This window comes from Brooklawnia propionicigenes, from assembly GCF_030297015.1.
GTDB lineage: Bacteria > Actinomycetota > Actinomycetes > Propionibacteriales > Propionibacteriaceae > Brooklawnia > Brooklawnia propionicigenes.
On the sequence record NZ_AP028056.1, the window covers coordinates 2,404,096 to 2,429,532 of the forward strand.

At 64.8% G+C, this 25,437-nt stretch carries 33 protein-coding genes; 24 read left to right on the forward strand and 9 right to left on the reverse strand.

What is annotated here, in order from left to right:
• The 9 genes from rpsH to map all read left to right on the forward strand — a co-directional run bounded on the left by rpsH (position 1) and on the right by map (position 5,591).
• Complete coding sequence (gene rpsH, locus QUE25_RS10995; RefSeq protein WP_286264938.1) at positions 1-408, forward strand: 30S ribosomal protein S8; 408 nt, start codon at positions 1-3, stop codon at positions 406-408.
• Between the two features lie 29 nt (positions 409-437).
• Positions 438-980 carry a 50S ribosomal protein L6 gene (gene rplF, locus QUE25_RS11000; protein ID WP_286264939.1) on the forward strand — a complete coding sequence of 181 codons (543 nt, stop codon included), beginning with the start codon at positions 438-440 and terminating at the stop codon, positions 978-980.
• 2 nt (positions 981-982) lie between these two features.
• On the forward strand, positions 983-1,366 hold the full coding sequence (gene rplR / locus QUE25_RS11005; RefSeq protein ID WP_286264941.1) for a 50S ribosomal protein L18: 384 nt from the start codon (positions 983-985) through the stop codon (positions 1,364-1,366).
• A 24-nt stretch (positions 1,367-1,390) separates the two neighbouring features.
• On the forward strand, positions 1,391-2,002 hold the full coding sequence (gene rpsE / locus QUE25_RS11010) for a 30S ribosomal protein S5 (RefSeq protein WP_286264944.1): 612 nt from the start codon (positions 1,391-1,393) through the stop codon (positions 2,000-2,002).
• Positions 1,995-2,177 carry a 50S ribosomal protein L30 gene (gene rpmD, locus QUE25_RS11015; protein ID WP_286264945.1) on the forward strand — a complete coding sequence of 61 codons (183 nt, stop codon included), beginning with the start codon at positions 1,995-1,997 and terminating at the stop codon, positions 2,175-2,177. Before rpsE ends, rpmD begins: the two co-directional genes overlap by 8 nt.
• Positions 2,178-2,179: 2 nt before the next feature.
• Entirely contained in the window at positions 2,180-2,623 is a 444-nt protein-coding gene (gene rplO, locus QUE25_RS11020) for a 50S ribosomal protein L15 (protein ID WP_286264947.1), read from the forward strand.
• A gap of 246 nt (positions 2,624-2,869) precedes the next feature.
• A complete protein-coding gene (secY, locus tag QUE25_RS11025; protein ID WP_286264949.1) occupies positions 2,870-4,183 on the forward strand; it encodes a preprotein translocase subunit SecY in 1,314 nt (437 codons plus the stop codon).
• Positions 4,180-4,758 carry an adenylate kinase gene (locus tag QUE25_RS11030; RefSeq protein ID WP_286264951.1) on the forward strand — a complete coding sequence of 193 codons (579 nt, stop codon included), beginning with the start codon at positions 4,180-4,182 and terminating at the stop codon, positions 4,756-4,758. Before secY ends, QUE25_RS11030 begins: the two co-directional genes overlap by 4 nt.
• Positions 4,755-5,591, forward strand: coding sequence for a type I methionyl aminopeptidase (gene map / locus QUE25_RS11035; RefSeq protein WP_286264953.1), 837 nt, complete (start codon positions 4,755-4,757; stop codon positions 5,589-5,591). Before QUE25_RS11030 ends, map begins: the two co-directional genes overlap by 4 nt.
• Positions 5,592-5,678: 87 nt before the next feature.
• On the opposite strand, the gene QUE25_RS11040 is transcribed toward map, so the two are convergent.
• Positions 5,679-5,966, reverse strand: coding sequence for a YciI family protein (locus QUE25_RS11040; protein WP_286264955.1), 288 nt, complete (start codon positions 5,964-5,966; stop codon positions 5,679-5,681).
• Between the two features lie 166 nt (positions 5,967-6,132).
• Here QUE25_RS11040 and infA point away from each other — a divergent pair, with 166 nt between their 5' ends.
• The 9 genes from infA (at position 6,133) to QUE25_RS11085 (ending at position 11,793) form a co-directional block, all read left to right on the forward strand.
• Positions 6,133-6,354, forward strand: coding sequence for a translation initiation factor IF-1 (gene infA / locus QUE25_RS11045; protein WP_286026073.1), 222 nt, complete (start codon positions 6,133-6,135; stop codon positions 6,352-6,354).
• Between the two features lie 15 nt (positions 6,355-6,369).
• A complete protein-coding gene (rpmJ, locus tag QUE25_RS11050) occupies positions 6,370-6,483 on the forward strand; it encodes a 50S ribosomal protein L36 (RefSeq protein ID WP_286026074.1) in 114 nt (37 codons plus the stop codon).
• A 210-nt stretch (positions 6,484-6,693) separates the two neighbouring features.
• Positions 6,694-7,068, forward strand: coding sequence for a 30S ribosomal protein S13 (gene rpsM, locus QUE25_RS11055; RefSeq protein WP_286264961.1), 375 nt, complete (start codon positions 6,694-6,696; stop codon positions 7,066-7,068).
• 90 nt (positions 7,069-7,158) lie between these two features.
• The gene (gene rpsK, locus QUE25_RS11060; protein WP_286264963.1) at positions 7,159-7,569 is read left to right on the forward strand and encodes a 30S ribosomal protein S11; all 411 of its coding nucleotides are present in this window, start codon (positions 7,159-7,161) and stop codon (positions 7,567-7,569) included.
• 32 nt (positions 7,570-7,601) lie between these two features.
• A complete protein-coding gene (rpsD, locus tag QUE25_RS11065) occupies positions 7,602-8,207 on the forward strand; it encodes a 30S ribosomal protein S4 (protein ID WP_286264965.1) in 606 nt (201 codons plus the stop codon).
• Positions 8,208-8,288: 81 nt separating this feature from the next.
• Positions 8,289-9,314 carry a DNA-directed RNA polymerase subunit alpha gene (locus QUE25_RS11070; RefSeq protein ID WP_286264967.1) on the forward strand — a complete coding sequence of 342 codons (1,026 nt, stop codon included), beginning with the start codon at positions 8,289-8,291 and terminating at the stop codon, positions 9,312-9,314.
• Between the two features lie 29 nt (positions 9,315-9,343).
• Positions 9,344-9,910 carry a 50S ribosomal protein L17 gene (gene rplQ, locus QUE25_RS11075; RefSeq protein ID WP_286264969.1) on the forward strand — a complete coding sequence of 189 codons (567 nt, stop codon included), beginning with the start codon at positions 9,344-9,346 and terminating at the stop codon, positions 9,908-9,910.
• Between the two features lie 120 nt (positions 9,911-10,030).
• Positions 10,031-11,152: a glycosyltransferase gene (locus QUE25_RS11080; RefSeq protein WP_340312694.1), complete on the forward strand. Its 1,122-nt coding sequence runs from the start codon at positions 10,031-10,033 to the stop codon at positions 11,150-11,152.
• Complete coding sequence (locus QUE25_RS11085; protein ID WP_286264971.1) at positions 11,149-11,793, forward strand: hypothetical protein; 645 nt, start codon at positions 11,149-11,151, stop codon at positions 11,791-11,793. Before QUE25_RS11080 ends, QUE25_RS11085 begins: the two co-directional genes overlap by 4 nt.
• Before the next feature lie 141 nt (positions 11,794-11,934).
• Here the strand turns inward: QUE25_RS11085 and QUE25_RS11090 are convergent, their stop codons facing one another.
• The 7 genes from QUE25_RS11090 to trmB form a co-directional block, all read right to left on the reverse strand.
• Positions 11,935-13,065, reverse strand: coding sequence for a resuscitation-promoting factor (locus QUE25_RS11090; RefSeq protein WP_286264972.1), 1,131 nt, complete (start codon positions 13,063-13,065; stop codon positions 11,935-11,937).
• A gap of 85 nt (positions 13,066-13,150) precedes the next feature.
• Positions 13,151-14,266, reverse strand: coding sequence for a resuscitation-promoting factor (locus tag QUE25_RS11095; RefSeq protein WP_286264974.1), 1,116 nt, complete (start codon positions 14,264-14,266; stop codon positions 13,151-13,153).
• A gap of 246 nt (positions 14,267-14,512) precedes the next feature.
• Positions 14,513-15,115 (reverse strand): superoxide dismutase, encoded by a 603-nt coding sequence (locus tag QUE25_RS11100; protein WP_286264976.1) that lies wholly within the window; start codon positions 15,113-15,115, stop codon positions 14,513-14,515.
• A 124-nt stretch (positions 15,116-15,239) separates the two neighbouring features.
• On the reverse strand, positions 15,240-15,434 hold the full coding sequence (locus tag QUE25_RS11105) for a CsbD family protein (protein WP_286264978.1): 195 nt from the start codon (positions 15,432-15,434) through the stop codon (positions 15,240-15,242).
• A 64-nt stretch (positions 15,435-15,498) separates the two neighbouring features.
• Positions 15,499-16,098, reverse strand: a complete 600-nt coding sequence (locus QUE25_RS11110; protein ID WP_286264980.1) for a class I SAM-dependent methyltransferase — start codon at positions 16,096-16,098, stop codon at positions 15,499-15,501.
• The gene (truA, locus tag QUE25_RS11115; protein WP_286268549.1) at positions 16,095-16,937 is read right to left on the reverse strand and encodes a tRNA pseudouridine(38-40) synthase TruA; all 843 of its coding nucleotides are present in this window, start codon (positions 16,935-16,937) and stop codon (positions 16,095-16,097) included. The genes QUE25_RS11110 and truA overlap by 4 nt, the downstream gene beginning before the upstream one ends.
• A 62-nt stretch (positions 16,938-16,999) precedes the next feature.
• Positions 17,000-17,743 (reverse strand): tRNA (guanosine(46)-N7)-methyltransferase TrmB, encoded by a 744-nt coding sequence (gene trmB / locus QUE25_RS11120; RefSeq protein WP_286264981.1) that lies wholly within the window; start codon positions 17,741-17,743, stop codon positions 17,000-17,002.
• A 91-nt stretch (positions 17,744-17,834) separates the two neighbouring features.
• Here trmB and QUE25_RS11125 point away from each other — a divergent pair, with 91 nt between their 5' ends.
• Positions 17,835-18,251, forward strand: coding sequence for a YccF domain-containing protein (locus tag QUE25_RS11125; protein ID WP_286264983.1), 417 nt, complete (start codon positions 17,835-17,837; stop codon positions 18,249-18,251).
• Between the two features lie 210 nt (positions 18,252-18,461).
• Here QUE25_RS11125 and QUE25_RS11130 read toward each other — a convergent pair whose 3' ends face one another.
• Positions 18,462-20,558, reverse strand: a complete 2,097-nt coding sequence (locus tag QUE25_RS11130) for an elongation factor G-like protein EF-G2 (protein WP_286264984.1) — start codon at positions 20,556-20,558, stop codon at positions 18,462-18,464.
• Between the two features lie 133 nt (positions 20,559-20,691).
• Here QUE25_RS11130 and QUE25_RS11135 point away from each other — a divergent pair, with 133 nt between their 5' ends.
• The 5 genes from QUE25_RS11135 (at position 20,692) to glmM (ending at position 25,355) form a co-directional block, all read left to right on the forward strand.
• On the forward strand, positions 20,692-22,128 hold the full coding sequence (locus QUE25_RS11135) for an acyltransferase family protein (RefSeq protein ID WP_286264986.1): 1,437 nt from the start codon (positions 20,692-20,694) through the stop codon (positions 22,126-22,128).
• A complete protein-coding gene (locus tag QUE25_RS11140) occupies positions 22,121-22,729 on the forward strand; it encodes an SGNH hydrolase domain-containing protein (RefSeq protein ID WP_286264988.1) in 609 nt (202 codons plus the stop codon). Before QUE25_RS11135 ends, QUE25_RS11140 begins: the two co-directional genes overlap by 8 nt.
• Before the next feature lie 175 nt (positions 22,730-22,904).
• Positions 22,905-23,348 carry a 50S ribosomal protein L13 gene (rplM, locus tag QUE25_RS11145; RefSeq protein ID WP_286264990.1) on the forward strand — a complete coding sequence of 148 codons (444 nt, stop codon included), beginning with the start codon at positions 22,905-22,907 and terminating at the stop codon, positions 23,346-23,348.
• 26 nt (positions 23,349-23,374) lie between these two features.
• A complete protein-coding gene (gene rpsI, locus QUE25_RS11150) occupies positions 23,375-23,896 on the forward strand; it encodes a 30S ribosomal protein S9 (protein ID WP_286264992.1) in 522 nt (173 codons plus the stop codon).
• 103 nt (positions 23,897-23,999) lie between these two features.
• The gene (gene glmM / locus QUE25_RS11155; protein ID WP_286264994.1) at positions 24,000-25,355 is read left to right on the forward strand and encodes a phosphoglucosamine mutase; all 1,356 of its coding nucleotides are present in this window, start codon (positions 24,000-24,002) and stop codon (positions 25,353-25,355) included.
• Positions 25,356-25,437: the final 82 nt, after the last annotated feature.

Genomic DNA, 25,437 nt, shown 5'->3' on the forward strand with positions numbered 1-25,437 from the left:
ATGACGATGACCGACCCGATCGCAGACATGCTGACGCGGCTGCGTAACGCGAATCAGGCCTACCACGATTCGACGACCATGCCCCACTCGAAGATCAAGGTGCGTATCGCCGAGATCCTCAAGCAGGAGGGCTACATCGAGTCCTACCAGGTGGCCGAGCCGGCTGACGGTGAGGTTGGCAAGACGCTGACCATCACCCTCAAGTACGGCGAGGATCGCACCCGCTCCCTGGCGGGGCTGCGCCGCATCAGCAAGCCCGGTCTGCGGGTCTACACGAAGTCGAACGACCTGCCCAAGGTTCTGGGTGGCATGGGAATCGCGATTATCTCGACCTCCCAGGGCCTCATGACCGACAAGCAGGCACACCAGAAGTCTGTGGGCGGGGAAGTCCTCGCCTACGTCTGGTGACCGGACGAGGATGAGAAGGAGGAACTGACATGTCACGAATTGGCAAGCTCCCGATCACCGTCCCATCCGGTGTCGAGGTGACCATCGATGGTCGCGACGTGCGAGTCAAGGGTCCGAAGGGCACCTTGAGCCGTACGATCTCCGCCCCCATCACTATTGAGAAGAACGATGAAGGCCAGCTGGTGGTCGCTCGTCCCGACGATGAGCGCAACTCGCGCGCACTGCACGGACTGACCCGCACCCTGGTGAACAACATGGTCATCGGTGTCACCGATGGCTACTCGCGGACGCTCGAGATTGTCGGCGTCGGCTACCGCGTGATCCAGAAGACCCCGAAGCAGGTCGAGTTCGCCCTGGGCTTCAGCCATCCGGTGATCGTGGACGCCCCCGAGGGCATCACCTTCGAGGTCGAGACCCCGCAGCGGTTCCACATCCGTGGCATCGACAAGCAGGTCGTCGGCGAGGTGGCCGCGAACATTCGCAAGATTCGCAAGCCCGAGCCGTACAAGGGCAAGGGCGTGCGCTATCAGGGCGAGCACGTGCGCCGCAAGGCTGGAAAGGCTGGTAAGTGATCATGGCTATCTCGCTGCGTACGAGCAAGCACGAGGCCGCAAAGACGGCTGCTCGCGGACGCCGGGCCGCCCGTGGCCGCAAGAAGATCTTCGGCTACCCGGAGCGTCCTCGTCTGGTGGTCACCAAGAGCGCCCGCCACACCCTGGTTCAGGTCGTGGACGATGTTGCCGGCAAGACGCTGGCTTCCGCGTCCACCATGGAGCCGGAGCTGCGCGCGCTGGCCGGCGACAAGTCGGCCCGGGCCGCCAAGGTTGGCGAGCTGATCGCTCAGCGTGCCAAGGACGCCGGCGTCACGCAGGTCGTCTTCGACCGTGCAGGCCACCAATACCACGGCCGGATTGCTGCGCTGGCGGATGCCGCCCGCGAAGCCGGCCTCGGACTCTGAGACACGACGAAAGGTAGATGAGCGATGAGTGAAACCCAGCGCGGCACTGGCCGCCAGGGCCAGCGTCGCGGCCGTGATGATCGTCGTGGCCGTGACCAGAACAGCGATCGTGAGAAGAAGGATCAGTACCTCGAGCGGGTAGTGTCCATCAACCGCGTCGCCAAGGTCGTCCAGGGTGGCCGGCGCTTCAGCTTCACCGCGCTGGTCGTGGTGGGCGACGGCGAGGGCACCGTGGGTGTCGGCTACGGCAAGGCCAAGGAGGTGCCCGCGGCCATCGCCAAGGGCGTCGAGGAGGCCAAGAAGCACTTCTTCAAGGTGCCGATGGTGCAGCGCACCATCCCGCATCCGGTGATCGGTGAGCGCGCCGCTGGTGTGGTCATGCTGCGCCCGGCTTCGCCCGGTACCGGTGTGATCGCCGGTGGTTCGGCCCGTGCGGTCCTCGAATGCGCAGGCATTCAGGACGTGCTGGCCAAGTCGCTCGGCTCGGCCAACTCGATCAACGTGGTGCACGCCACCGTCGCGGCTCTCCAGCAGCTGGAGGAGCCGGAGCAGGTTGCCAAGCGGCGCGGCAAGTCGGTTGAGGAGGTCGCTCCGGCGGCTCTGCTCCGGGCTCGTAAGGAGGCGGCGCATGCCTGAGCTGAAGGTGACCCAGGTGAAGTCCGGGATCGGCGAGAAGCCGGCTGCACGCAAGACCCTGCGTGCGCTGGGGCTGCGCAAGATCGGTGACCAGGTCGTGCACGCTGATCGTCCCGAGATTCGCGGGATGGCCCAGGCCGTGCGGCACCTGGTCGAAGTAGAAGAGGTGAACTGACAATGGCGCTGAAGGTACATCATCTGCGCCCCGCGCCCGGCGCACACACCGACGCCAAGCGCGTCGGTCGTGGCGAGGGCGGCAAGGGTGGCAAGACTGCCGGCCGCGGCACCAAGGGCAGCGGCGCACGCAAGAACATCCCCGAGAACTTCGAGGGTGGCCAGATGCCGCTGCACATGCGCATCCCGAAGATGCGTGGCTTCCAGAACCCGTTCAAGGTGAGCTTCCAGGTCGTGAACGTTTCGCGGCTCGGCGAGCTGTTCCCCGAAGGCGGAGCTGTGAGCGTGGACGATCTGGTTGCCGCCGGCGCAGTCCGTTCGGGCAAGCCGGTCAAGGTGCTGGGCAGCGGTGAGGTCAGCGTGAAGCTCGACGTGACCGCGGATGCTTTCTCGGCGTCGGCCAAGCAGAAGATCGAGGCCGCCGGAGGTAGCGTCACCGAGCGGTGACCTGCTGAGCGGTCCGACTGGTTCCAGTTGATTCAGTGAGACGGGCGATCCCATCCGGGGTCGCCCGTCTTGCCGTATCTGCTGCCGGCCAACAGGTGGCGCCAGCGATCTGACCGAACCGTGATCTGATCGGAGTAGGGGATAGCGTGCCCGGCTTGGTAGGCTACAAGAGTTTGCGTGCCGTGTGTGCGTTGTTCGTCCACCGACAAGCTGATCCATCATCGAGTCAATGAAAGAGGGAACCGGATGGTCTCCGCCTTCCTCAATGCGTTCCGGACGCCGGACCTTCGCAAGAAGATCCTCTTCACGCTGGGCATCCTGGTGCTGCTGCGGCTGGGTTCCACGATCCCGACGCCGAACGTCAACGCGAGCGCCATCCGCAGCTGTGCGACTGCCGCCACCACCGGCGAGTCCGCCGGGGTCTACTCGATGATCAACATGTTCTCTGGCGGCGCGTTGCTGCACCTGTCGATCTTCGCACTCGGCGTGATGCCCTACATCACGAGTTCGATCATCCTGCAGCTGCTGACCGTGGTCATTCCGCGCTTGGAGACGCTGAAGAAGGAGGGCGGCTCGGGCCAGCAGAAGATCACTCAGTACACCCGCTGGCTGACCATCGTCCTGGCGGTTCTGCAGGCCACCTCGTTCACGATGCTGGCGGTCAACGGCAATCTGTTCACCACCTGCGCCCTGGACATCGTCTACTCGAACGGCATCTTCCCGATCGTGGTGATGATCCTCACCATGACCGCAGGCACCTCGATCATCATGTGGTTCGGCGAGCTGATCACCGACCGCGGCGTCGGCAACGGCATGTCGGTCATCATCTTCACTCAGATCGCGGCGCGTTTCCCGGCATCCATGTGGAACATCCGCAACGGCCAGAACGACCCGAACCGCGGTCTGCTGGTGATGCTGCTGGTGATCGCGGTCGGTCTGCTGGTGATGGCCGGTGTCGTCTACGTCGAGCAGGCACAGCGCCGGATCCCGGTGCAGTACGCCAAGCGGATGGTTGGCAACCGGCTGCTGGGCGGGTCGTCCACCTACATCCCGCTGAAGGTCAACCAGGCCGGTGTCATCCCGGTGATCTTCGCGAGCTCGATTCTGTATCTACCGGTGTTGTTCACCATGTTCTCGTCCACCGGCAAGGTCGCCGAATGGGTCTCCACCAACCTGGCGACCGGTACCGGGCTGTGGTACAACCTCATCTTCTTCGTCCTGATCATTTTCTTCGCGTACTTCTATGTCTCGATCACGTTCGACCCCGTCGAGATCAGCGACAACATGAAGAAGTACGGCGGCTTCATCCCGGGCATCCGCGCCGGCAAGCCCACCGAAGACTATCTGGCCTACGTGCTTTCGCGTTTGACCGCGCCAGGCGCTCTTTACCTTGGTATCATCTCGCTCATCCCATCGGTGGCGATCCTGCTGTTCAATGCTGATCAGAACTTCCCGTTCGGCGGGACGAGCCTCCTCATTATGGTGGGCGTTGGCCTCGACACGGTGAAGCAGATCGAGAGCCAGCTGCACCAGCGACATTACGAAGGATTCCTCAAATGAGACTGATCATTATGGGGGCTCCGGGCGCAGGTAAAGGCACCCAGGCCCCAAGCATCGCTACCCACTACGGCATTCCGGCGATTTCGACCGGTGACATCTTCCGTGCGAACGTGAAGCAGAAGACCCCGCTGGGCCTCAAGGTGGAAGCGATCATGGCGGCCGGTGATTATGTTCCGGACGAGCTCACCGAGCAGATCGTCGCCGACCGGCTGGATCAGGACGATGCGCAGTCCGGCTTCCTGCTGGACGGCTTCCCCCGCACCCTGCACCAGGTCGGCGCGCTGGACGACTACCTCGCCGAGCGCGGTCACCAGCTCGACGCCGTGCTGTCGCTGACCGTCGACACTGAGGCGCTCATTCAGCGTCTCCTGAAGCGCGCCCAGATCGAAGGACGCGCCGACGACTCCGAGGAGACCATCCGGCATCGCATGGACGTCTACCAGCAGGACACCAGCCCGTTGATCGACGACTACCGCGACCGCGGCCTGCTGATCGAGGTCGACGGCGACGGCCAGATCGCCGAGGTCTCCGAACGGATCTTCGCCGCACTGTCCGGGGTGGCTGACGCACGGTGAATCTACGCGGCATCGAGGTCAAAACCACCGAACAGATCCAAGCCATGCGCAAGGCCGGTCTGGTGGTGGCAGAGGCACTCATCGCCATGGGGGAGGCGGCGCGGCCCGGTGTCCGCACCGCCGACCTCGACACCGTCGCCCGCACGGTGCTGGGCGACCACGGCGCCACCAGTTCGTTCCTGAACTACGGCACCGATTTCGGTATCCCGCCCTACCCGGCCACCGTGTGCATCTCGGTGGACGAAGAGGTCGTGCACGGCATCCCCGGCGACCGCCGGCTCGCCGAGGGTGACATCGTCTCGGTGGATTTCGGTGCGATCCTGAACGGCTGGCACGGTGACGCGGCACGAACCTTCATCGTCGGTGGCGGGACCACTCCCGAGGCCGCCGACCTGGTCGAGATCACCCGCAAAGCCATGTGGGACGGTATCGCGGCGGTGGCGTCCGCCAAGCGGGTGGGCGATGTCAGTGCCGCCATCCAGGCATCGGCCACCCATTCGGGACGCCGGCTGGGCATCGTGCGCGAGTACACCGGGCACGGCATCGGCTCGGCCATGCATCAGCCGCCGGATGTGCCGAACTACGGCAACCCTCGACGCGGTCCGCGCCTGAGCACCGGTATGTGCCTGGCGATCGAACCCATCTTCACCCTCGGTTCGGCCGGCACGGTCGAACTGGACGACGAGTGGACAGCGGTCACCGACGACGGCTCGTGGGCCGCCCACTGGGAGAACACCGTGGCGATCACCGAGGACGGGCTGTGGGTGCTCACCGAGCCCGACGGGGGACGAGCCGAGCTCGCTGCCCGCGGTGTCACGATCAACGAGCTCTAGCCACGTCCTCAAGGCCCTGCCAGTGCCCCGACGGCCGTCGGCAGTGGTGTCCCCAGCCGGAACCCACAGCCGGCCCGTCAGCGGCGATCAGGACGCGAAAACCCCCAGCAAGGGGTTCCACTCGGTGATGGTCAGCGAGTCCAGGACGTCGTTCACCGACATCGGGTCATCGGCGACCAGAGCCCGCACCTGATCGACATTGTCGGCCGAAAAGATCAGCAGCGCGGAATCACGATCTGCACCGACGTAGGGGCCCGAAGCCTTGAGGGATCCCGCCTCGACCAGCGAGCGGAGATAGACGCGATGCTCGGGGCGCACCCGGGCGACCAGTTCGGCGTCACTGCTGTAGACGTACTGCACTGCGAAATAAGCCATGCGCACAGCTTAGGGGTGGAATGCCGATTCTGCCGCCCACCCAGGACCCCCGATTTGGGCGGCGTGACGCAGAAGAGTAGCATAGGACGTCGGTCATTGGGTTCATCATGCCCTCAGCATGTTGGGCCGGGTGACGTGCGTCCAACCATGCAGAGAGCAGGAGTGAATGGCGAAGAAAGAAGGAGCACTCGAACTCGAGGGAACAGTGGTCGAAGCCCTACCCAACGCGATGTTCCGTGTTGAGCTGGACAACGGTCACAAGGTGCTTGCCACCATCAGCGGCAAGATGCGTCAGCACTACATTCGGATCCTTCCGCAGGACCGGGTGGTGGTCGAGTTGTCTCCGTACGATCTGACCCGTGGACGCATCGTCTACCGCCACAAATAACAAGGAGAAGCTCGAATGAAGGTTCAGCCGAGCGTCAAGAGGATCTGCGACAACTGCAAGGTGATTCGTCGCCGTGGTGTCGTCCGGGTGATTTGCACCAACCCGCGGCACAAGCAGCGTCAGGGCTGATCCGACGCAAGACGACCACAACTGAATATCTCAGCAACGTGAGAGCAACCTGACTCTTCGGAGCCCAGTGACTACCCCCGGACGAAGGCCGGGGACCCAGACCCGGGAAGATTCTCGGCAAGGCGATCTGGGAACGCCTCACGCCACACACCTTCGCGTTGACCGGCCCCGAAAGAGCCGGCGACGAATGAAACGAAAGGTAACCGCCACATGGCACGCCTCCAAGGTGTTGACCTTCCGCGCGAGAAGCGTCTGGAAGTTGCACTCACCTACATCTACGGCATCGGCAAGACCCGTGCCGCCGAAACCCTGGCAGCCACTGGGATCAGTGGTGACATCCGCGTGAAGGACCTCACCGACGAGCAACTCGTCGCGCTGCGTGATTTCATGGACGCGAACTACGAGGTCGAAGGCGACCTGCGGCGCTCGGTTGCCGCGGACATCCGCCGCAAGATCGAGATCGGCACCTACCAGGGCCGTCGTCACCGCAGCGGCCTACCCGTCCGCGGTCAGCGCACTCGCACCAACGCCCGCACCCGCAAGGGCAAGAAGAAGGCCGTCGCGGGCAAGAAGAAGGTTCGCTGACCCCACACGCCGGGGGTTGCGGTGCGAAGCGCCGACCACCCCGCGGGGTAAGCCCTCACCCAGACATCTGCCAAGGAGAACAACAGACTTATGGCTACTGCAGGCCGAAAGGGCGCCGCTGCCAAGACGAAGGTGCGGCGCAAGGAAAAGAAGAATGTGGTCACCGGACAGGCCCACATCAAGAGCACGTTCAACAACACCATCATCACCATCACCGACGCCAATGGTGCGGTCATCTCGTGGGCCAGCTCGGGCACCGTGGGCTTCAAGGGCTCGCGCAAGTCGACGCCGTTCGCCGCTCAGATGGCTGCCGAGGCCGCCGGCCGGCGCGCGATGGAGCACGGCATGAAGCGTGTTGATGTTTTCGTCAAGGGTCCCGGCTCGGGACGTGAGACCGCGATTCGTTCGCTCGGTGCGATCGGGCTCGAGGTGGGCACCATCTCGGATGTCACCCCGACCCCGCACAATGGCTGCCGCCCGCCGAAGCGCCGTCGCGTCTAATCATCCGAGCCTCAGAAAGGACTTAACACACCATGGCCCGTTACACCGGACCCATTACCAAGAAGTCCCGTCGCCTCGGGACTGACCTGGTCGGAAACGACAAGGCTTTCGAACATCGTCCCTACCCGCCGGGCCAGCACGGCCGCGGGCGGACCAAGGACTCCGAGTACCTGCTGCAGCTCAAGGAGAAGCAGAAGGCTCGCTACGCGTACGGCGTGCTGGAGAAGCAGTTCCGCCGCTACTACCAGGAGGCCGACCGGCTGCCCGGCAAGACCGGTGACACCCTGCTGCAGATCCTCGAATCGCGGCTCGACAATGTCGTGTACCGCGCCGGTTTCGCGTCCACCCGCCGTCAGGCCCGCCAGATGGTCAGCCATGGCCACTTCCTGGTCAACGGCAAGCGCGTCACCATCCCGAGCTACCGGGTCACCGCGCTCGACATCGTCGACGTGGCCCCCAAGTCGGCCAACCTGACTCCGTTCATTATTGCCCGCGAGACCTGGGGCGAGCGCGAGATCCCGGGCTGGTTGACCGTCAAGCCGAACCGCATGCGGATCCTGGTGCACCAGCTGCCCACCCGCGAGCAGATCGTGATCGACGTCAACGAGCAGGCCATCGTCGAGCTCTACTCGAAGTAAGCACTGCCAACGGGGCGCGGAACGGTTCCGCGCCCCACTGATCGCGTCGTCATATAGCGGGCGGCGCGGGAAGGACACCACATGCTCATCGCACAGCGCCCGACCCTTGTCGAAGAGGTCGTCGCCGACAATCGTTCACGGTTCGTCATCGAGCCGCTGGAGCCGGGCTTCGGTTACACACTGGGCAACTCGTTGCGCCGGACGCTGCTGTCGTCCATTCCGGGCGCAGCGGTCACCAGCATCAAGATCGAGGGCAACCAGCACGAGTTCAGCACCCTGCCCGGGGTGGTTGAGGATGTCACCGAGATCATCCTCAACCTCAAGGGACTGGTGTTGACCAGCGACAACGACGAGCCCGTCGCCATGTACCTGCGTAAGTCGGGTGCGGGCGCGGTGACCGCCGCTGACATCGCCGCTCCGGCCGGTGTCGAGGTGCTCAACCCCGAGCTGCACATCGCCGAGCTCAACGAGAAGGGCGTTATCGAGATGGAGCTCATCGTCGAGCGTGGCCGCGGCTACGTTTCGGCTGCTCAGAACGACAACCCGGACGCGGAGATCGGCCGCATCGCTGTCGACTCGATCTACTCGCCGGTCACCAAGGTGACGTACAAGGTCGAGGCCACCCGTGTCGAGACCCGTACCGACTTCGATCGCCTGATCATCGATGTCGAGACCAAGCCCGCCATCACCCCGCGTGACGCCGTGGCCAGCGCCGGTAAGACCCTGGTCGAGCTGTTCGGACTGGCACGCGAGCTCAACGCGGAGGCCGAGGGCATCGAGATCGGCCCGAGCCCGATGGACGAGCAGCTGGCCGCGGACCTGCAGCTGCCGGTCGAGGACCTCAACCTGACCGTCCGCTCGTACAACTGCCTCAAGCGCGAGGGCATCCACACCGTGGGTGAGCTGGTCGGACGCAGCGAACAAGACCTGCTCGACATCCGCAACTTCGGCTCGAAGTCGATCGACGAGGTCAAGCAGAAGCTGGCCGAACTCGGGTTGGCGCTCAAGGACAGCGCTCCCGGCTTCGATCCGCTGGCCGCCGCCGACCAGTTCGTCGATGCCGATGGCGACGAGGACGACGAGTTCATCGAGACCGAGCAGTACTGATCCCTCACTAATTACCTGGAGAACGAATAATGCCCAAGCCAACTAAGGGCCCCCGCCTCGGCGGCAGCCCTGCCCACGAGCGGATCATCTTGGCCAACCTGGCCAGCCAGCTGTTCGAGCATGACCGCATCACCACCACCGAGACCCGGGCCCGTCGCGTCCAGCCGTTGGCTGAGCGACTGATCAGCAAGGCCAAGCGCGGTGATCTGCACAACCGCCGGATCGTTCGCCAGACGATCACCAACCCGGACGTGCTGCACAAGCTCTTCGCCGAGATCGCGCCGGCCATGGAGGGTCGTGAGGGTGGCTACACCCGCATCACCAAGATCGGTCCGCGCAAGGGCGACAACGCTCCGATGGCGGTCATCGAACTGATCACCACTCCGGTGGCGGCCAAGAAGGCTGCTCCCGCCGCCGCGGACGTCGCTGCTGCCATCAACGATGCCGCGGCTGCCGAACAGGCCGCGGCCACCGATCTGGTCGAGGCCGCGCAGGCTGCTGCAGACGAGATCGAGACTGCGGCTGATGCCGAGGTCGTCGCCGACAGCGCCGATGAGGCTGCGGCCGAGACTGCTGACGACCAGGCCAAGGCCTGATCTCCTGCTGATCGCCGAGACCGGCGGTACCCACTGCGGGTACCGCCGGTTTTTGCATTGCCGCGCAGGGCCGGACCGGGGCGGATAAACTCATGAGGTTATCTGATCAGGGAGGCGTGAATGGCTCGGCTACGGATAGCCCAGCTCGCCAACTTCGTCAGCGAGACCTCGGGCGGTATGAAGATCGCCATCGACGAGCTGGGCCGCGGCTATCTGGCCAGCGGCGCCGACAGGATGCTGATCATTCCCGGGCCGCGGGATTGCATCACGGACACCGAGATGGGCACCATCGTGCAGGTGCGGGCGCCGAAGGTATCGTCCACTTACCGCATGATCGCGGAGCCCCATCGGGTCTTCGACATGCTGGGGCGATTCTCGCCCACGTCGGTGGAATGCTCCGACAAGTGGACGCTGTCGGGTGTCGGACGCTGGGCTGCGCGGCGCGGCGTGGGTTCGGTGTTGTTCAGCCACGAACGGCTGGACGACATGGCATCGGGCTGGATGCGGTCGGGCACGATCGCGAAACCCGCGGTTCGGTTGATGATGAACCGTCGTCTGGCCAGGAGTTTCGACATCATCGTGGTGACCTCCGACTACTCGGCGGGCGAATGGTCGGGGCTGGACGTTGATCTGCGGCAGGTGCCGCTGGGTGTGGACCTGGCGATATTCAATCCCGACAAGGGCGCCCCGAGCGGCGGCGAGCGGGCGTTGCAGCTGTGCTACGCGGGCCGGATGTCGCATGAGAAGCATCCGCAACTGGCGGTGGCGGCGGCCGCCGAACTGCACCGCAGGGGAGTGGATTTCGACCTGCACATGTGCGGCACCGGGCCCGATCTCAAGGCTCTGCAGGCGCAGGCCGGTCATGCTCCGGTCCACTTCCACGGTTTCGTCGCCGGACGCGAGGAGGTCGCCCGCAGGCTGGCCCGCTCCGATATCTCGCTGTCCGTCAGCCCGACGGAGACCTTCGGTCTTGCGGTACTCGAGGCGCTGGCCTGCGGAACGCCGGTGGTCACCTCCGACCGCGGGGGAGCCAGCGAACTGATCACCTCCCGCTGTGGCGAGTGGGGCAGCCCCGACTCGTCCGGCATTGCAGACGCCATCGAACGGCTGGCCGGCCGGCTGTCGGCGCAGGTGCGCATCGCGGCCCGGTCACATGCGTGCGAATTCGATTGGAGCAGGCCGATTTCGCGCATGATGGATATACACGAGCAGGCTGCGGAGAAAGGCAGGCGAGCACGATGAACTCCAAGTGCGCATGGTGGTTGGCCCCGGTGGCGGGCCTCGCAGCGGCGGCCTTCACGCCCGTGGTGCTGCGGGCACCCAAACCTGCGATGAATCTTCCGCGCGATGTCCGCGATCTCCACGAAGCCCTCGAGGACTGCCTGGAATCGCGATTGGACGGTTGGGAGCTGGTGGATTTCGCGACCCGCCTGGTCAACGAGAAGTTCACCCGCTACTCGGTCTGGCATCTGTGGGAGAACTCCGGACTGGCGTTCAAGAACAGCCGCGGGTTCTCCGAGCAGTACAACCTGGGCTTGGCGCGCGTCTTGTCGGGTCTGGGCTACGACGTGCAGGCTGTGCACGCCAGGCATGTGCATTTCGACCCGGAGCGGCCCGGCACCGAGAGCTGGCGCAACGGCCACACCTGGCTTCGGGTCAGCTACCGGGGCGAGACCCTGGACGTCTGTGCCTCACGAGCCGGTCATCGCGCCGGGAAGGTGAGTTTCATGCCGCTCAGTGATCCCCGGCCGGTGCACTTCTGGACGGGCGGTCTGATCCGGCTCGGTCTTGCCGGGCCGGTCACCTACGAGGTGTGGAAGTCGTGGCTTTCCGGAAGGCCGGTGCCACGCTGGGTCTTCCGTGGCTTCCACGACCGCGGCTGAGTCACCGGGCGCGGAGTTCAGTGGGGCGGTTCGGGCCCTGGAACCCAACAGACATCTGGAACCCAACAAAGATGCAGTAGGGGCTGTGCGGCATGGTCCGCACAGCCCCTACTGGCAATCATGAATCGGCGAAGGAGCAGCTCACCTCAGCCCGAGCTTGGCCGTGCAGGCCGGCCAAGCGCCCCAACCCTGGGCTGCCTGGACCTTCTCGGCGATCGCGATCTGCTGCTCGCGGGTGGCCTGTGAGGCGGTCGGTGCGTACGCAGTGCCACCGTAGGCGGCCCAGGTCGAGGCGCTGAACTGCAGACCGCCGTAGTAGCCGTTGCCGGTGTTGATGGCCCAGTTGCCGCCCGACTCGCATTGCGCGATGGCGTCCCAGGTGCTTCCACTACTGACAGCCGGCGCCGCTGCACCGGTATTGCCGGACGAGGTGGTGACCTTCGTGCCGACCTTCACCTCGCGGGTGACCGGCTCGCTCACCACGGACTCGGAGATGACGGTCCGCGACTCTTCCTGTCCATCAACCTTGACGATCTTGTAGACGACGCTCTTCTCGCCTTCCTTGCCCGCGGTCACTTCCTGAGTGGTGCCCTTGGCCAGGCTCGAATCCTCGGTGCTGACGGTCTGATAGTCGATCCGCTCGCTGACGGTCTCCTCGGAGGTCTCGACCCGCTGCACGGTCACGCTCAGCCCGGCCGTTACCAGCGCATCGGCTCCCGGAGTGATGCGGTCATCGGCGCTCACGGTGATGCCCTGCTCAGCGAGCAGGTCGGCGACCGTCGCAGCGGCTGAGCGGCCTGAGATCGTCTGGCCGTCCACGGTGATCTGGACGTCCTTCGGGGTGGTTGCGGTGACGGTCAGGCCCTCGCGTCCCAGTGGCATCGAACGATCCACAGACAGCCGCAGGTCGGGATCGTGCAGACCGATCTCGGCGAGTGCGTCGTCCAGGGTGGTGGCGGTCGTCCAGTAGGTCTGCTTGTCGCCGTCGGCGATGACGGTCAGCTGACGCGCGTACCTGACGGTGATCGTGTCGCCATCGGAAACCTGATCGCCGGCCGCTGGGCTGACCTCGTCCTTGTCGGTGAGATCGATGTCGTTGGCATCCAGCACATCTTGGACGCTGCTGCCCCACACGGTGACCGCCAAGGGTCCACCGTCGACACTGAGTGTCACATCCTTGTTCATGGCGCTGGCGTAGCTGCCGAAGCCCAGAGAGCTTGCGACGACGGTGCCGGCCACGATCCCGACCACGGTCTTCTTGTTGATCCTCAAGGGTCTCTCCGATCCTCAGTATGTGCATCGCTGTGCGATGCTCGGCCAGCTCAGTCGCCTCGGAACCCGCAGGCGGAGCTTGCGGTCAGTACCAGCCATAGGAGTATGAATGCGCCAGTGCTTGCTGCCAGCCGCCATAGCGTTCTTTCACGTACTGGTCGCCCCACTTGAGCGCGACGACCGGGTCGGTCCAGTTGGGCCCGAGCTTGGAGCAGGGCAGTGACTGCACTAGGCCGCAGGCGCCACTCGATGCGTTGACCGCACTCGGATTCCAGCTGGATTCGCGCTGGACCAAGATCTCTGCAGCCGACCAATCCGACTCGGCGATGCCAGCTGCCGACATCCAATCGGCGTGGCTGCCGGTGTAGCTGGTGGCTTTGGTGCCGACGCTGACCTGCTCGTCAACAGGCTGGGTGATGACCTCTTCGCTCAGCGCGGTGCGCGATTCCTCGGTGCCGTCGACGGTGGTCACCTGGTAGATGACCTTCTTCTCACCGGCCTTGCCCTCGGTGGTCACCTTGGTGACGCCCTTGGCCAGCGTCGAATCCTCGGTGCGTACGCTCTGATAGTCGATCTTCTCGGTCTGGTTGACTTCGGAGACATCGACCCGCTGCACCTGCACCGTGGTGCCCTCGGTGAGCGTGGCGGTGCGATCCGGGGTGACGCGGTCGTTGCTGCCCAACCGGATGCCGGCTTCGTTCAGCAGGCTCTTGACGTCGGCCGCGGTGGTGACAGTATCGATGGTCTGGCCGTCCACGGTGAGGTGGACCGTCTTCGGGGTGCTGGCGGTGAGGGTGAGACCCTCGCGGCCCAGCGGAGTGGACCGATCGACCGACAGGCGGGTGGCCGGATCGTGCAGGCCGATCTCAGCGAGGGCATCCTGCACGGTGGTGGCGGTGGTCCAGTAGGTCTGCGAGACGCCATCGGTGATCACGGTGACCGGACGCACATATTTGACCGTCACTTCGGTGCCGTCGCTGAGGGGGGTGTTCGCGGCCGGGCTGAGCTCATCGGCATCGTTGATCTGGATGCCGTTGGCGTCCAGGACATCCTGCACCGTCGTGCCCCAGACGTGCACGACTTGCTGCTGTCCGTCGATCGTGAGCTCCACAGCCTTGTTGGCGGCGCTGGCGATTCCACCGATGCTCAGGGATGCCACGGTCACGACGCCTGCGACGGCTATGGTGACGGATCGTTTCATGGATTCGTTTCTCCAGTGCGCTGGACGGCTCGGACAAGACGTAAGCCTAGTTGAAACCTGAGAATAATCCAAGAAAAACTGAAGAGTTGTACATAATGCCTAGTCAGCGCTGCCTGCTATTTCTGAACATCTCTCAGATGGGTACCGGTGCCCCGCGGATTCCGGCGACGATGAAGGCTGCGAACACAGCAAAGCGCCCCCGTCCACGAGGACGAGGGCGCTTGGAGACAGCGATGAATCAGGTGCTTACTTGGCCGAAGCCTTCGCGAAGCGTTCGGCGACGTCGCTCCAGTTGACGATGTTCCAGAACGCAGTCACATAGTCTGCCTTGACGTTTTTGTACTGCAGGTAGAAGGCGTGCTCCCACATGTCGAGCAACAGCAGCGGGACCGAGCCCACCGGCAGGTTGTTCTGCTGATCGTAGAAGGCCAAGGTGTTGAGACGGCCCGCGATGGGATCGTAGACCAGTGCGCCCCAACCCGATCCCTGGATCGACTTGGCGGCTTCGCTGAACTGGGCGCGGAAGCCTTCGAAAGTGCCGAAGTACTCGTCGATAGCGGCAGCGAGTTCGCCATCGGGACGCTCGGGAGCGCTCGGGGCGAGGTTCTTCCAGAAGACGCTGTGATTGGTGTGGCCACCGAGGTTGAAGGCGAGATCCTTCTCGAGCTTGCTGATTGCTCCGAACTCGCCCTTGTCGCGCGCCTCCGCCAGCTTGTCCAGTGCGGTATTGGCGCCATCAACATAGGCCTTGTGATGCTTGTCATGGTGCAATTGCATGATCTCGGCGCTGATATAGGGCTCCAGCGCGCTGTAGTCATAGTCGAGATCGGGCAGGGTGTAAATGGCCATAGTCGCTTCTTTCCTCTCCCATGCGGGGTCTGGTTGTGGTCCCGGAAATGCCGAAGCCGGGCGCCGTCAACTTGTAAAGCGACGCCCGGCCCCGCGTTTATTCCGGACTGATCAGGATTGGGGTTCAGTCCTTCAGGTCGTCGGCAGCATCCTTAACAGCATCTTTGATCTGTTCGGCTGCCTGCTTGGCCTTTGCCTTGGCCTGGTCGGCTTTGCCCTCGGCCTCGAGACGCTCATTGTCGCTAGCGCTCCCGACGCCTTCCTTGATTTTTCCGCCGACCTCTTGAGCCTTGTTCTTGATGTCGTCGCCCAAACCCATGATGACCTCCTGTGCTAGTCGTACAGTTCTCCGTTCACCCTAGGCGGCATGGGTACCAATAAGGTCAGGTTCGCTCTACGCGGAAAACCCGGAAGCCCTTCGCCGAACCAATTCGGTCGGCCTGCCAGCCCTCGGTGTTGAGCCAGGACTGCAACGAGTCGGCGCCGAGGTTCTTGCCCACGACCAGCCAGGCCAGTCCGCCGGGACGCAGCCTGGGCAGCCAGGTCGACAGCATCTCGTGGAGCGCCTGCTTGCCGATCCGGATCGGCGGATTCGACCAGATCTCGTCGTAGCTCGCGTCGCTGGACGCCAGCTCCTCCGGACGCGAAGCGTGCACTCGATCACCGACCCCCAAGGCCTCGGCGTTCTCCCTGGTCAGCTGGAGAGCCAGATCGTTGACGTCGACTGCGTCCACCCGGGCATCAGGGCATTCGGTTGCCAGTGCCACGGCGATGGGTCCGAATCCGCAGCCCAGGTCGAGCAGTCGCGTCGCGTCAGGGCCGGGGGGCTCGGTGGTGCGGAAGAGCACCCGTGTCCCGAGGTCGAGCCGGTGGGAGCTGAAGACTCCCGGGGCCGACGTGAACTCGTAGTCGTGATCCCAGATCGTGGCGTGCACCAGGTGCCGGGACGCCTGCGATGCCGGGGTTTCGAAATAGTGACTCATCGATCCACCTCCTGTGGTGTCCGCAACGATCGGGCCTGCTCGGCCCGGTCGGCCAATTGGTCGTCCGGAGGATAGCCGACCCGCTCCAGACACAGGCCATGCGCGGGCATCACGTAGACATCGTTGTGCCGTACCGGATGGGCCGCCACTCTTTCCAGCCACGCCAGATCGCGGCGCCCGGCACCAACTGCCCACACAGCCCCGACCAGCGAGCGCACCATGGAATGGCAGAAAGCATCGGCCTGAACGTGGCATTCGATCAGCTGCGTGTCGTCGTCGGTTCTGGTCATCTCGAAATGGGTCAAGTGGCGGATGGACGTGCCGAAGTCGTTGCGCCGGCAGAACGGCGCGAAATCCCGCAGCCCGATCAGCATTGCGGCCGCCTGATTCATCGCCTCGAGGTCGAGCCGCTCACGCACCCGCACCACATGACCTCGCAGCAACGGGTCGGGGCGCGAACCGGCATCCCACAGCCGGTAGACGTAGTGCCGCCAGATCGCGGAAAAACGCGCGTCGAAGCCGTCGGGAGCACGAGATACCCGGCGCACCACCACGTCGTCGGGGAGCACTCGAAGCAGTCGCTCGGCCAGATGAGCGGCATCGTATTGCCTGGCCAGGTCGAGATGGGCGACCTGGCCACGGGCGTGGACGCCGGCATCGGTGCGTCCGGCCACGGTCAATTGCACCGGCTCGGCGGTGCGGAGCACAGTACTGATCCACTCCTCAAGGGTGCCCTGTACGGTGCGTAACCCGTCTTGAACCGCCCAGCCGTGAAAACCCTTGCCGTCATAGGCGAGGTCCAGCCGCCAGCGCCGGGCCGGCTTGTTCGACGCATCCAACTGCGCTGGGGCCCACCGCGGCGCCTCGCTGTCTGCCTCGGTAGTGGCCGGCGTCCGGGTGCTCACGAGATCCTCCGGTATGCCAGGTCGAGGACCGGTCGCCCGGACGCCAACCCGCGTTGTTCGAACTTGGTGATCGGGCGCTCGGCGGGCCGTGGCGCCCAACCACCCGCGGCCGGGTAGTCGTTGACCAATCCGACGGTGGCGTCCAGCACCTCACGCATCTGTTCGGCGTAGTCCGGCCAATCCGTCGCCAGCCACCACTGACCGCCGACCGCCAACCGACTGACCACAAGTTCGGCGAAAGCAGGGGAGACCAGGCGTCGCTTGTGATGCCGCTTCTTGGGCCACGGGTCGGGAAAGAAGACCGACAACCGGGTGATGGAGGCCGGCGCGAAGAGCTGGTCCAGCGCCTGTACAGCGTCCACGGTCATCAGCCGCACATTGCTCACTCCGGCCGCGGCAAGCTTCGACATGGTGCTGGCGACCGCGCGCTCGTAGACCTCGAAACCGATCACATTCGCCTCGGGATGCGCAAGAGCGCAGGCCAGCAGCGCATCCCCGGTGCCCGAACCTATCTCCACGAATACCGGCGAATCGGCTGTGCCGGTCGGGTGGCCGAACTCGGCGTCCCAGTGCACCTGCGCATCGGAGGCGAGCGATGTGCTCAGATCGCCACGAGGCACCTCGATCAGATAACGCGAGGCGAGCCGGACGAGGGTGCGCTGCTGGCCCGGGTTCATGCGGGGGCTGCGGCGCACGTACGAAACAACCCCCGGCAGTCCTCGTTCGCGCGCATCAGGCATGGTGATCAGACTAGTGGCTCGTCGCCCCTGATTCTCCCGGGTTCCCCCGGCATTCGCGGTGCATCGCAGGTCTGTCTGGCACGATTGAAATGTGCGTACCCTCCTGAACCTGATCTGGCTCTTTCTCGGCGGCATCTGGCTCGCCGCAGCCTACTTCGTCGCGGGCATCATCGCCTGCCTGCTGATCATCACCATTCCCGTGGGCATCGCGTCGTTCCGGATGGCCCGCTACGTGCTGTGGCCATTCGGCTCGATCGTGGTGAAGAAGCCCAACGCCGGCGCCGGGTCCGCGGTGATGAACGCCATCTGGTTCGTCACCGTCGGCTGGATTCTGGTCGTCCTGCATATCGTCACCGCGCTGACCCAGGCAGTGACCATCGTCGGCATCGCCAACGCTGTCGTCTCGATCATGATGATCCCGGTGACCGCGTTCCCCTTCGGCAAGGACGTGCTCGACAAGGACGATCCCCGCGCGGCGTACCAGACCTCGCTGGTTCAGTGGGGCTGAATCGCCGGCGTACACGCTGTCGGGTCGGCTGCGCGGGAGACTCACGTCGAGCCTGAGCACCGCTGCGGTGGTGAGCCACGTTCATCGCATGAACGTGATCAGCGCGAACGTGATCGGTGTGAATATGGTCAGTCTGAATATGGTCAGTGGGTGCGGCGATTTCCCATGACGGGAGGCCACCGCACCCACTGATCGGCTGACCGGGTCGAGTCAGGACTTCATGTACTCCTGCACCAGGTTCTGCGGCATCAGCTCGTAGCCGTGGAAGACGCGGGTGAAGCTGCCGGACCCGCGGGCCAGGCCGCGCAGGTCGATCGCGTAGCGGCTGAGTTCGCTCTGCGGCACCAGTGCCCGGACGATGGACTTGCCCTCATCATTCGCGTCAGTGCCGAGCACCTGCCCGCGACGGTTGCTCAGATCGGTCATCACGGACCCCAGATACTCGTCCGAAACCGTCACCGTCACCTCGTCGACCGGCTCCAGCAGTGTCACCGTGGACGCGGAGGCCGCTTCTTTCAAGGCCAGCGCGCCGGCCGACTGGAAAGCCATGTCGGACGAATCGACCGAGTGTGCCTTGCCGTCGTACAGCGTCACCTTGACGTCGACCATCGGGTAGCCGGTGAGCGTGCCCTTCTCGAGCTGGGCCCGCACGCCCTTCTCCACCGAAGGGATGAACTGGCGTGGCACGGCGCCTCCGACGACCCGATCGATGAACTCGAAACCGGCCCCGCGCTCGTTGGGCTCGACCCGGATATCGCAGACCGCGTACTGGCCGTGCCCGCCCGACTGCTTGACGTGACGTCCGTGGGCGGTCGCGGGAGCGATGAAGGTTTCCCGCAATGCGGTGCGGATCTGATCGGCCACGATGTTGACACCGTACTTGTCGCGCAACCGGTTCATCAGGAGGTCTTGGTGAGCCTGGCCCATCGTCCACAGCAGAAGTTGGTCGGTGCGGGCGGCTCGTTCCAGCCGAATGGTGATGTCCTCGACCACCAGGCGCTGCAGTGCGCCGGCGAGCTTGTCCTCGTCGTTGCGGCTCGCCGCGCGGATCGCCACCGGCAACAGCGGTTCGGGCAGCAGCCAAGGCTCGATGACCACCGGATGGCCGGGATCCGAAATGGTGTCGCCGGTCTCGGCGGTGGCCAGCTTGGCGACCATGACGATCTCGCCGGCGATCGCCGACTCCTTGGGATACAGATCGAGGCCGTTCGGCGCGCTCAGCAGCCCGACCCGCTCCTCGTCGTCATGGTCCGGATGATGAGAGTTGGTCACGCCCTGCAGTTGTTCGCGATGCCCTGCGATGTGAACTGCCGAATCGGGGCGCAGTGTGCCGCTGAACACGCGGACCATCGACTGCCGGCCCGCGTACGGGTCGGAGGTGGTGCGGATGACCTCGGCGAGCACCGGGCCGTCGGGGTCCACCTCCGGCGGATCTATGGGGTCGCCCGATAGGTCGGCCATCATCGGCGGCTGGTAGCGCAGTGGAGTCGGGAAGCCGCGGTCGATCACCCCGATGAGTTCTTCGGTGCCGACACCGGTCGTGGTGACCGGAATCACCGGGTAGAACTTGCCGTGGTAGAGCGCCTTCATCAAGTTGGTGACGACTTCGTCGACGGCCAGCTCATCGCCCTCGAAGTAGCGTTCCAGAAGTTCGTCGTCCTCGGACTCGGTGATGATCGACTCGACGTAGTCGGTGCGGAAGTCGGCGATCGCCGCCAGTTCGGCAGGGCTCGCGGCGCGCGCCACCCGCGTGCCCGAGGAGTAGTCGTGCACCTTCTGGCTCAGCAATGACAGGTTGCCGACGATCTGGTCATCCTCGCCGACGAACGGCAGATAGGACGGATGGACGCCGGCCCCGAAGATCTCCTGGCAACGCTGCACGGTCTGCTCGAAGCTGGCGTGCTCGGTATCGAGCTTGGTGACCACGATCGCGCGCGGCACCCCGGCGCCCGCACACTCGGACCACAGGATCTGGGTGATGGCATCGATGCCATCGGCGGCACTCACGACGAACAGTGCGGCATCGGCGGCGCGCAGTCCGGCGCGCAACTCGCCGACGTAGTCGGGGTTGCCCGGCGCATCCAGCAGGTTGATGACGGTGGATTGCCCGGTGGTGATCGTGGCCAGCGTCAACGCTGCGGAGCGCTCCGCGCTTTCCTTCTCGCCGCGATATCCGGGGATACGCGTCTTGATCAGGTTCTCGAACAATGTGGTCTTGCCCGAACCAGCAGATCCGACCAGGACCACGTTGCGTATGTCTGCCGGAGAGGTCACCTTGGGTGCTTGGGTGCTCGTCTTTGAAGCCATGACCCAACATTGCCGCGCCTGGTGGCCTGCCGCAAGCATTCCGGTCATCTGGCCGATATCAGTTTGTCATCGAAAACGCCGCGGGCATGCCCCGTATTCGTGGCTCCTCAGGATCGTTGGGTAGCCTCGCTGCGTGCCATCAGATTCTCAGGTCGTCAACCGCTACTCGGGCTTCCGGCCCGAGGTGCAGGGCCTGCGCGCCATCGCGGTGCTGATGGTGGTCGTCTATCACGTCTTCATCGGACGCGTGTCCGGCGGTGTCGACATCTTCCTGCTCATCTCTGCCTTCTTCATGACGTTGTCATTCGTCCGTAAGTCCGAGAATGGCAGACCGCTGGCGATCGGACGTTACTGGCTGCACACCTTCAAACGGCTGCTGCCGTTGGCCGCGGCAACGATCCTGCTGACCTCGATCGCGCTCGGTCTGTGGTACCCGGAGTGGGCGGTCTGGGCCTACCGGGGGGACGGGTTGGCGGCTCTGTTCTATGTGGAGAACTGGCAACTGGCGGCGGTGCAGGCCGATTACTACGCCGCCGACGAATCGCTGGCCTCGCCCTTCCAGCATTTTTGGTCGTTGTCCGTGCAGGGCCAGGTCTTCTTGATCTGGCCGTTGATCTTCGGGTTGGCGTGGCTGATCTGCCGCAAGATGGGCTGGCGTCCGGTGAGGGTGCTGGCAGTGCTGTTCGGCCTGCTCTTCGCCGGCTCGCTGGCCTATTCGGTCTACATCACCAAAGCCGACCAGCAGCACGCCTATTTCGACACCGGAGCGAGACTGTGGGAGTTCGCGTTCGGCTCGCTGCTGGCCCTGACGATTCCCTTCGTGAGATCGCCCAAGTGGACCCGCGTCACGCTCGGCTGGGTCGGGCTGGCGGGCATGATCTTGTGCGGCATCGTGCTCGATGTCCAAGGTGTCTTCCCGGGCTGGATCGCCTTGTGGCCGCTGGGCTCGGCCGCCGCGATCATGATCGCCGGATCGTCCGGCTCCGCGCTCGGCGTCGATCGTTTCTTGAGCTGGTCGCCGGTGCAGCGGCTGGGTGATTCGGCCTATGCGCTTTACCTGGTGCACTGGCCGATTCTGACCACCTACCGGGCCGTCACCGGCCAGCTGGACGTGGCCCTCGTTCCGGGCGCGCTGTTGGTGCTGAGCTCGATCGGCCTGGCCGTGGTGCTGACCAGGTTCATCGACGAGCCGTTGCGCCGCTGGCGTTGGGCGGAGGCCACCACCAAGCACATGGCCGCGGTCGTTGCGTTCATCGTGATGGTCACCGCGACTGCGGTGGGCGGCTGGATCAGCTTCGAGACGTCGCGTCTTCGGCAGGAGACAGAGCAGGCCCGCGCCGATTTCGAGCGCAACAATCCGGGCGCTCGGTCGTTGATGGACGACTTCGTCTACCAGGGCGATCCCGGGGCACCGGTCCTGCCGGAAGTGGGGGGAGTTGGACGACCAGTGGATGAGGTTGTCCGAAGCCTGCTCCGGCAGATTCGCCCCCATCGAAGACATGGGCCCGGGCTATTGCTGGCAGACACCGACCATCTTCCTGCCGTCGCGCACCGTCGTCGTGGTGGGTAGCTCGCACGCTCAGCAGCTGCTCGCCGCGCTGCTGCCGATCGCCGAGGAGCGGAACTGGCAACTGGTCGCGCTGCTTCAGCCCGGCTGCAGCTTCGGTATCGGGGGGCCGGACCCGTGTCCGCAGACCAGTGCCGCGTTCCTGCGCTACTTGCTCGAGGTAGGTCCCGATGTCGTAGTCACGATGGCCACCCGAACTGAAGTCGGCAGCGCTGATGGTGAGCACGCTCCTCTCGGTTTCGACGACGTCGTCGCACCGCTGCTCGACCAGGACATCGCGGTGGTCGGTATCCGCGACACGCCGCGTTTCGAGACCAGCCCGGTCGACTGCTGGACACGGCAGCGTGACTCTCGTGAAAGCTGCACCGTGCCGACCAGCGAACTGCTGGCTCCCGTGAGCCCGGCCGAGGCGTGGGACGATCGTCCGGGATACCGCAATCTCGACTTCACCGATCTGTACTGTCCGGACGACGAATGCCCAGTGGTGATCGGCAATGTGCTGGTCTGGATGGATCATGATCATCTGACCAAGGACTACGCATCCACGATGGCAGCCCCCGCTCGCGACAGGGTCATCGCGGCGGTGGAGGAACTGTCGTTTTGACGCAGCTGTCATTTTGACGTGAGCGCGGCAGCTGGCTAAAGTTGAAAACGGTCGTTCCCGCGCGGTGCCCGAGTGGCGCCGGGTCCCAGGAAGAATGGGGGCGGCCATTGAAGCGTGTTCACGCGAGCCTGCGCCCGTGTGTTCGTGACCACCACAACCGGAAGACGCACTAACCGTGACTACTTACAGCCCGAAGCCTGGTGAGATCACCAGGAATTGGCTCGTGATCGATGCCACAGACGTCGTGCTCGGACGCTTGGCCACCACGGTGGCTGGGCTGCTGCGCGGCAAGAACAAGCCGACTTTCGCCCCGCACATGGACGGCGGCGACTTCGTCATCATCGTCAATGCGTCCAAGGTCGCGCTGACCGGCAACAAGGCCACCGACTCCAAGCGTTACACCGTCTCGGGGCGTCCGGGCGGCCTGCGCACCCGCACCGCCGGCGAGCTTCGTGATAACGATCCCCGCGCACTGGTCGAGAAGGCTGTCTGGGGCATGATGCCGAAGAACAAGCTGAGCCGTCAGCAGATGTCCAAGCTCAAGGTCTACTCCGGACCCGATCACCCGCACGCTGCGCAACAGCCGCAGCCTTACGAGATCACCCAGATCGCGCAGTGAGCGCGCACAACAACAAGGATTTGACCGTGTCCGAGACTCAGACCGAAGACCTCGAAGCCACCACGACCCCGTTCGTGGACGAAGAGAACCGTGAGATCGCCTACCGTGCAGATTCGGCGGGCTCTGCCCAGGTCGCCTCGACCTCCCGTCCAGCAGTGATCGCTGCCGGGCAGGGCACCGGCCGTCGCAAGGAAGCCATCGCCCGCGTCCGCCTGGTGCCCGGCACCGGCAAGTGGTCGATCAACGGCCACCCGCTGGAGGAGTACTTCCCCAACAAGGTGCATCAGCAGTCGATCAATGAGCCGTTCGTCACCGCCGGCGTGGTGGATTCCTACGACGTGATTGCCCGCATCAACGGTGGCGGCGTGACCGGCCAGGCCGGGGCGCTTCGCCTGGGCATCGCCCGCGCGCTCAACGCCATCGACACCGAGGCCAGCCGTCCTGCCCTGAAGAAGGCAGGCCTGCTGACCCGCGACGCCCGCATCAAGGAACGCAAGAAGGCCGGCCTCAAGAAGGCCCGTAAGGCCCCGCAGTACTCGAAGCGCTGATCTTCGATACCTGCTCAACACAGCCGATCGCCCACGCGGTCGGCTGTGTTGCGTTTCAGCCCGTTTTACACAGCGGGGCGGCTGGCCATTACGCTTAGCCCCTATGGCACGACTTTTTGGAACCGACGGAGTGCGTGGAGTCGCCAATGCCGACCTCACTGCCGAACTCGCCATGGAACTGTCCGCAGCAGCCGCCAAGGTACTGGGTGAGGCCGGCGCATTCACGGGCCGGCGTCCCACCGCGCTGGTGGGACGTGACACTCGGATATCCGGCCAGCTGCTGTCAGCCGCGGTGAACGCGGGGCTGGCCAGTACCGGTGTGGACGTCATCGATGTCGGTATCGTGCCGACCCCCGGCTTGGCCTACCTGGTCAACACGCAGGGCACCGACCTGGGAGTGATGCTCTCGGCCTCCCACAATCCGATGCCCGACAACGGCATCAAGTTCTTCCAGCGTGGCGGCGTCAAGCTGGACGACTCGATCGAGGACTCCATCGAGGAACGCCTCAACGAGCAGTGGGAGCGCCCGATCGCCGGTGACGTAGGACGCATCACCACCGACGAGGGACATGCGTTGCGCCAGACCTACATCGACGCGCTGGTCGCCAGCCTGGAAGGCGTGCGGCTGGATGGCCTGAAGGTGGTCATCGACGCCGCGAACGGCGCCGCGTCCTATACCGCCGGGCCCGCCTTCGAGGCCAGCGGCGCCACCGTCGTCGGGATCAACAACACTCCCGACGGCCTCAATATCAACGACAACGCCGGCTCGACCCACATCGAGGGACTGCAGGCGGCGGTCGTCGAGCACGGCGCCGACCTGGGTATCGCACTGGACGGCGACGCCGACCGCTGCCTGGCCGTGGACGCGACCGGTGCCGTCGTGGACGGCGACCACATCATGGCGATCCTGGCACTGGATCTCAAGGAGCAGGGCAAGCTGCACAACAACACCCTGGTCGCCACCATCATGAGCAACCTCGGGCTGATCATCGCGATGCGCGAGCACGGCATCCAGGTCGAGCAGACTCGGGTGGGCGATCGCTACGTGCTGGAGGCGATGGCTCAGAACGGATTCACGCTGGGCGGTGAGCAGTCCGGCCACGTCATCATCAGCGAGTATGCGAATACCGGCGACGGTGTGCTGACCGGGCTGCATGTCGCGGCCCGGGTGGCACGGTCGGGGCGCTCGCTGGCCTCGCTGGCCTCGGTGATGACCACCTTGCCGCAGGTCATGATCAACGTGCCGAATGTCGACAAGATGCGGGCCGGCGTCGACCCCGAGATCACTCGTGCGGTCACCCAGGCCAACAACAAGCTGGGCATGAGCGGGCGCGTGGTGCTGCGTCCGTCGGGCACCGAGCCGCTGGTTCGCGTGATGGTCGAAGCGTCCACCGCCGAGAACGCCCAGCAGGTCGCCGAGCAACTCGCGGGCTTGGTCGCGAGCCGCCTCGCTCTGTAAGGGCCGTGCCGTTCCCCCAGCCCCGCCCACCCGCCGAGCCGATGCCGGCTTGGCAGAGCTGACCGCCAGATCGCCTCGTCCG

Coding starts and splice junctions, on each gene's coding strand:
- rpsH (WP_286264938.1), top strand. CDS start 1: ATGACGATGACCGACCCGATCGCAGACATGCTGACGCGGCTGCGTAAC.
- rplF (WP_286264939.1), top strand. CDS start 438: ATGTCACGAATTGGCAAGCTCCCGATCACCGTCCCATCCGGTGTCGAG.
- rplR (WP_286264941.1), top strand. CDS start 983: ATGGCTATCTCGCTGCGTACGAGCAAGCACGAGGCCGCAAAGACGGCT.
- rpsE (WP_286264944.1), top strand. CDS start 1,391: ATGAGTGAAACCCAGCGCGGCACTGGCCGCCAGGGCCAGCGTCGCGGC.
- rpmD (WP_286264945.1), top strand. CDS start 1,995: ATGCCTGAGCTGAAGGTGACCCAGGTGAAGTCCGGGATCGGCGAGAAG.
- rplO (WP_286264947.1), top strand. CDS start 2,180: ATGGCGCTGAAGGTACATCATCTGCGCCCCGCGCCCGGCGCACACACC.
- secY (WP_286264949.1), top strand. CDS start 2,870: ATGGTCTCCGCCTTCCTCAATGCGTTCCGGACGCCGGACCTTCGCAAG.
- QUE25_RS11030 (WP_286264951.1), top strand. CDS start 4,180: ATGAGACTGATCATTATGGGGGCTCCGGGCGCAGGTAAAGGCACCCAG.
- QUE25_RS11040 (WP_286264955.1), bottom strand. CDS start 5,966: ATGGCTTATTTCGCAGTGCAGTACGTCTACAGCAGTGACGCCGAACTG.
- infA (WP_286026073.1), top strand. CDS start 6,133: ATGGCGAAGAAAGAAGGAGCACTCGAACTCGAGGGAACAGTGGTCGAA.
- rpmJ (WP_286026074.1), top strand. CDS start 6,370: ATGAAGGTTCAGCCGAGCGTCAAGAGGATCTGCGACAACTGCAAGGTG.
- rpsM (WP_286264961.1), top strand. CDS start 6,694: ATGGCACGCCTCCAAGGTGTTGACCTTCCGCGCGAGAAGCGTCTGGAA.
- rpsK (WP_286264963.1), top strand. CDS start 7,159: ATGGCTACTGCAGGCCGAAAGGGCGCCGCTGCCAAGACGAAGGTGCGG.
- rpsD (WP_286264965.1), top strand. CDS start 7,602: ATGGCCCGTTACACCGGACCCATTACCAAGAAGTCCCGTCGCCTCGGG.
- QUE25_RS11070 (WP_286264967.1), top strand. CDS start 8,289: ATGCTCATCGCACAGCGCCCGACCCTTGTCGAAGAGGTCGTCGCCGAC.
- rplQ (WP_286264969.1), top strand. CDS start 9,344: ATGCCCAAGCCAACTAAGGGCCCCCGCCTCGGCGGCAGCCCTGCCCAC.
- QUE25_RS11080 (WP_340312694.1), top strand. CDS start 10,031: ATGGCTCGGCTACGGATAGCCCAGCTCGCCAACTTCGTCAGCGAGACC.
- QUE25_RS11085 (WP_286264971.1), top strand. CDS start 11,149: ATGAACTCCAAGTGCGCATGGTGGTTGGCCCCGGTGGCGGGCCTCGCA.
- QUE25_RS11095 (WP_286264974.1), bottom strand. CDS start 14,266: ATGAAACGATCCGTCACCATAGCCGTCGCAGGCGTCGTGACCGTGGCA.
- QUE25_RS11100 (WP_286264976.1), bottom strand. CDS start 15,115: ATGGCCATTTACACCCTGCCCGATCTCGACTATGACTACAGCGCGCTG.
- QUE25_RS11105 (WP_286264978.1), bottom strand. CDS start 15,434: ATGGGTTTGGGCGACGACATCAAGAACAAGGCTCAAGAGGTCGGCGGA.
- QUE25_RS11110 (WP_286264980.1), bottom strand. CDS start 16,098: ATGAGTCACTATTTCGAAACCCCGGCATCGCAGGCGTCCCGGCACCTG.
- trmB (WP_286264981.1), bottom strand. CDS start 17,743: ATGCCTGATGCGCGCGAACGAGGACTGCCGGGGGTTGTTTCGTACGTG.
- QUE25_RS11130 (WP_286264984.1), bottom strand. CDS start 20,558: ATGGCTTCAAAGACGAGCACCCAAGCACCCAAGGTGACCTCTCCGGCA.
- glmM (WP_286264994.1), top strand. CDS start 24,000: ATGGCACGACTTTTTGGAACCGACGGAGTGCGTGGAGTCGCCAATGCC.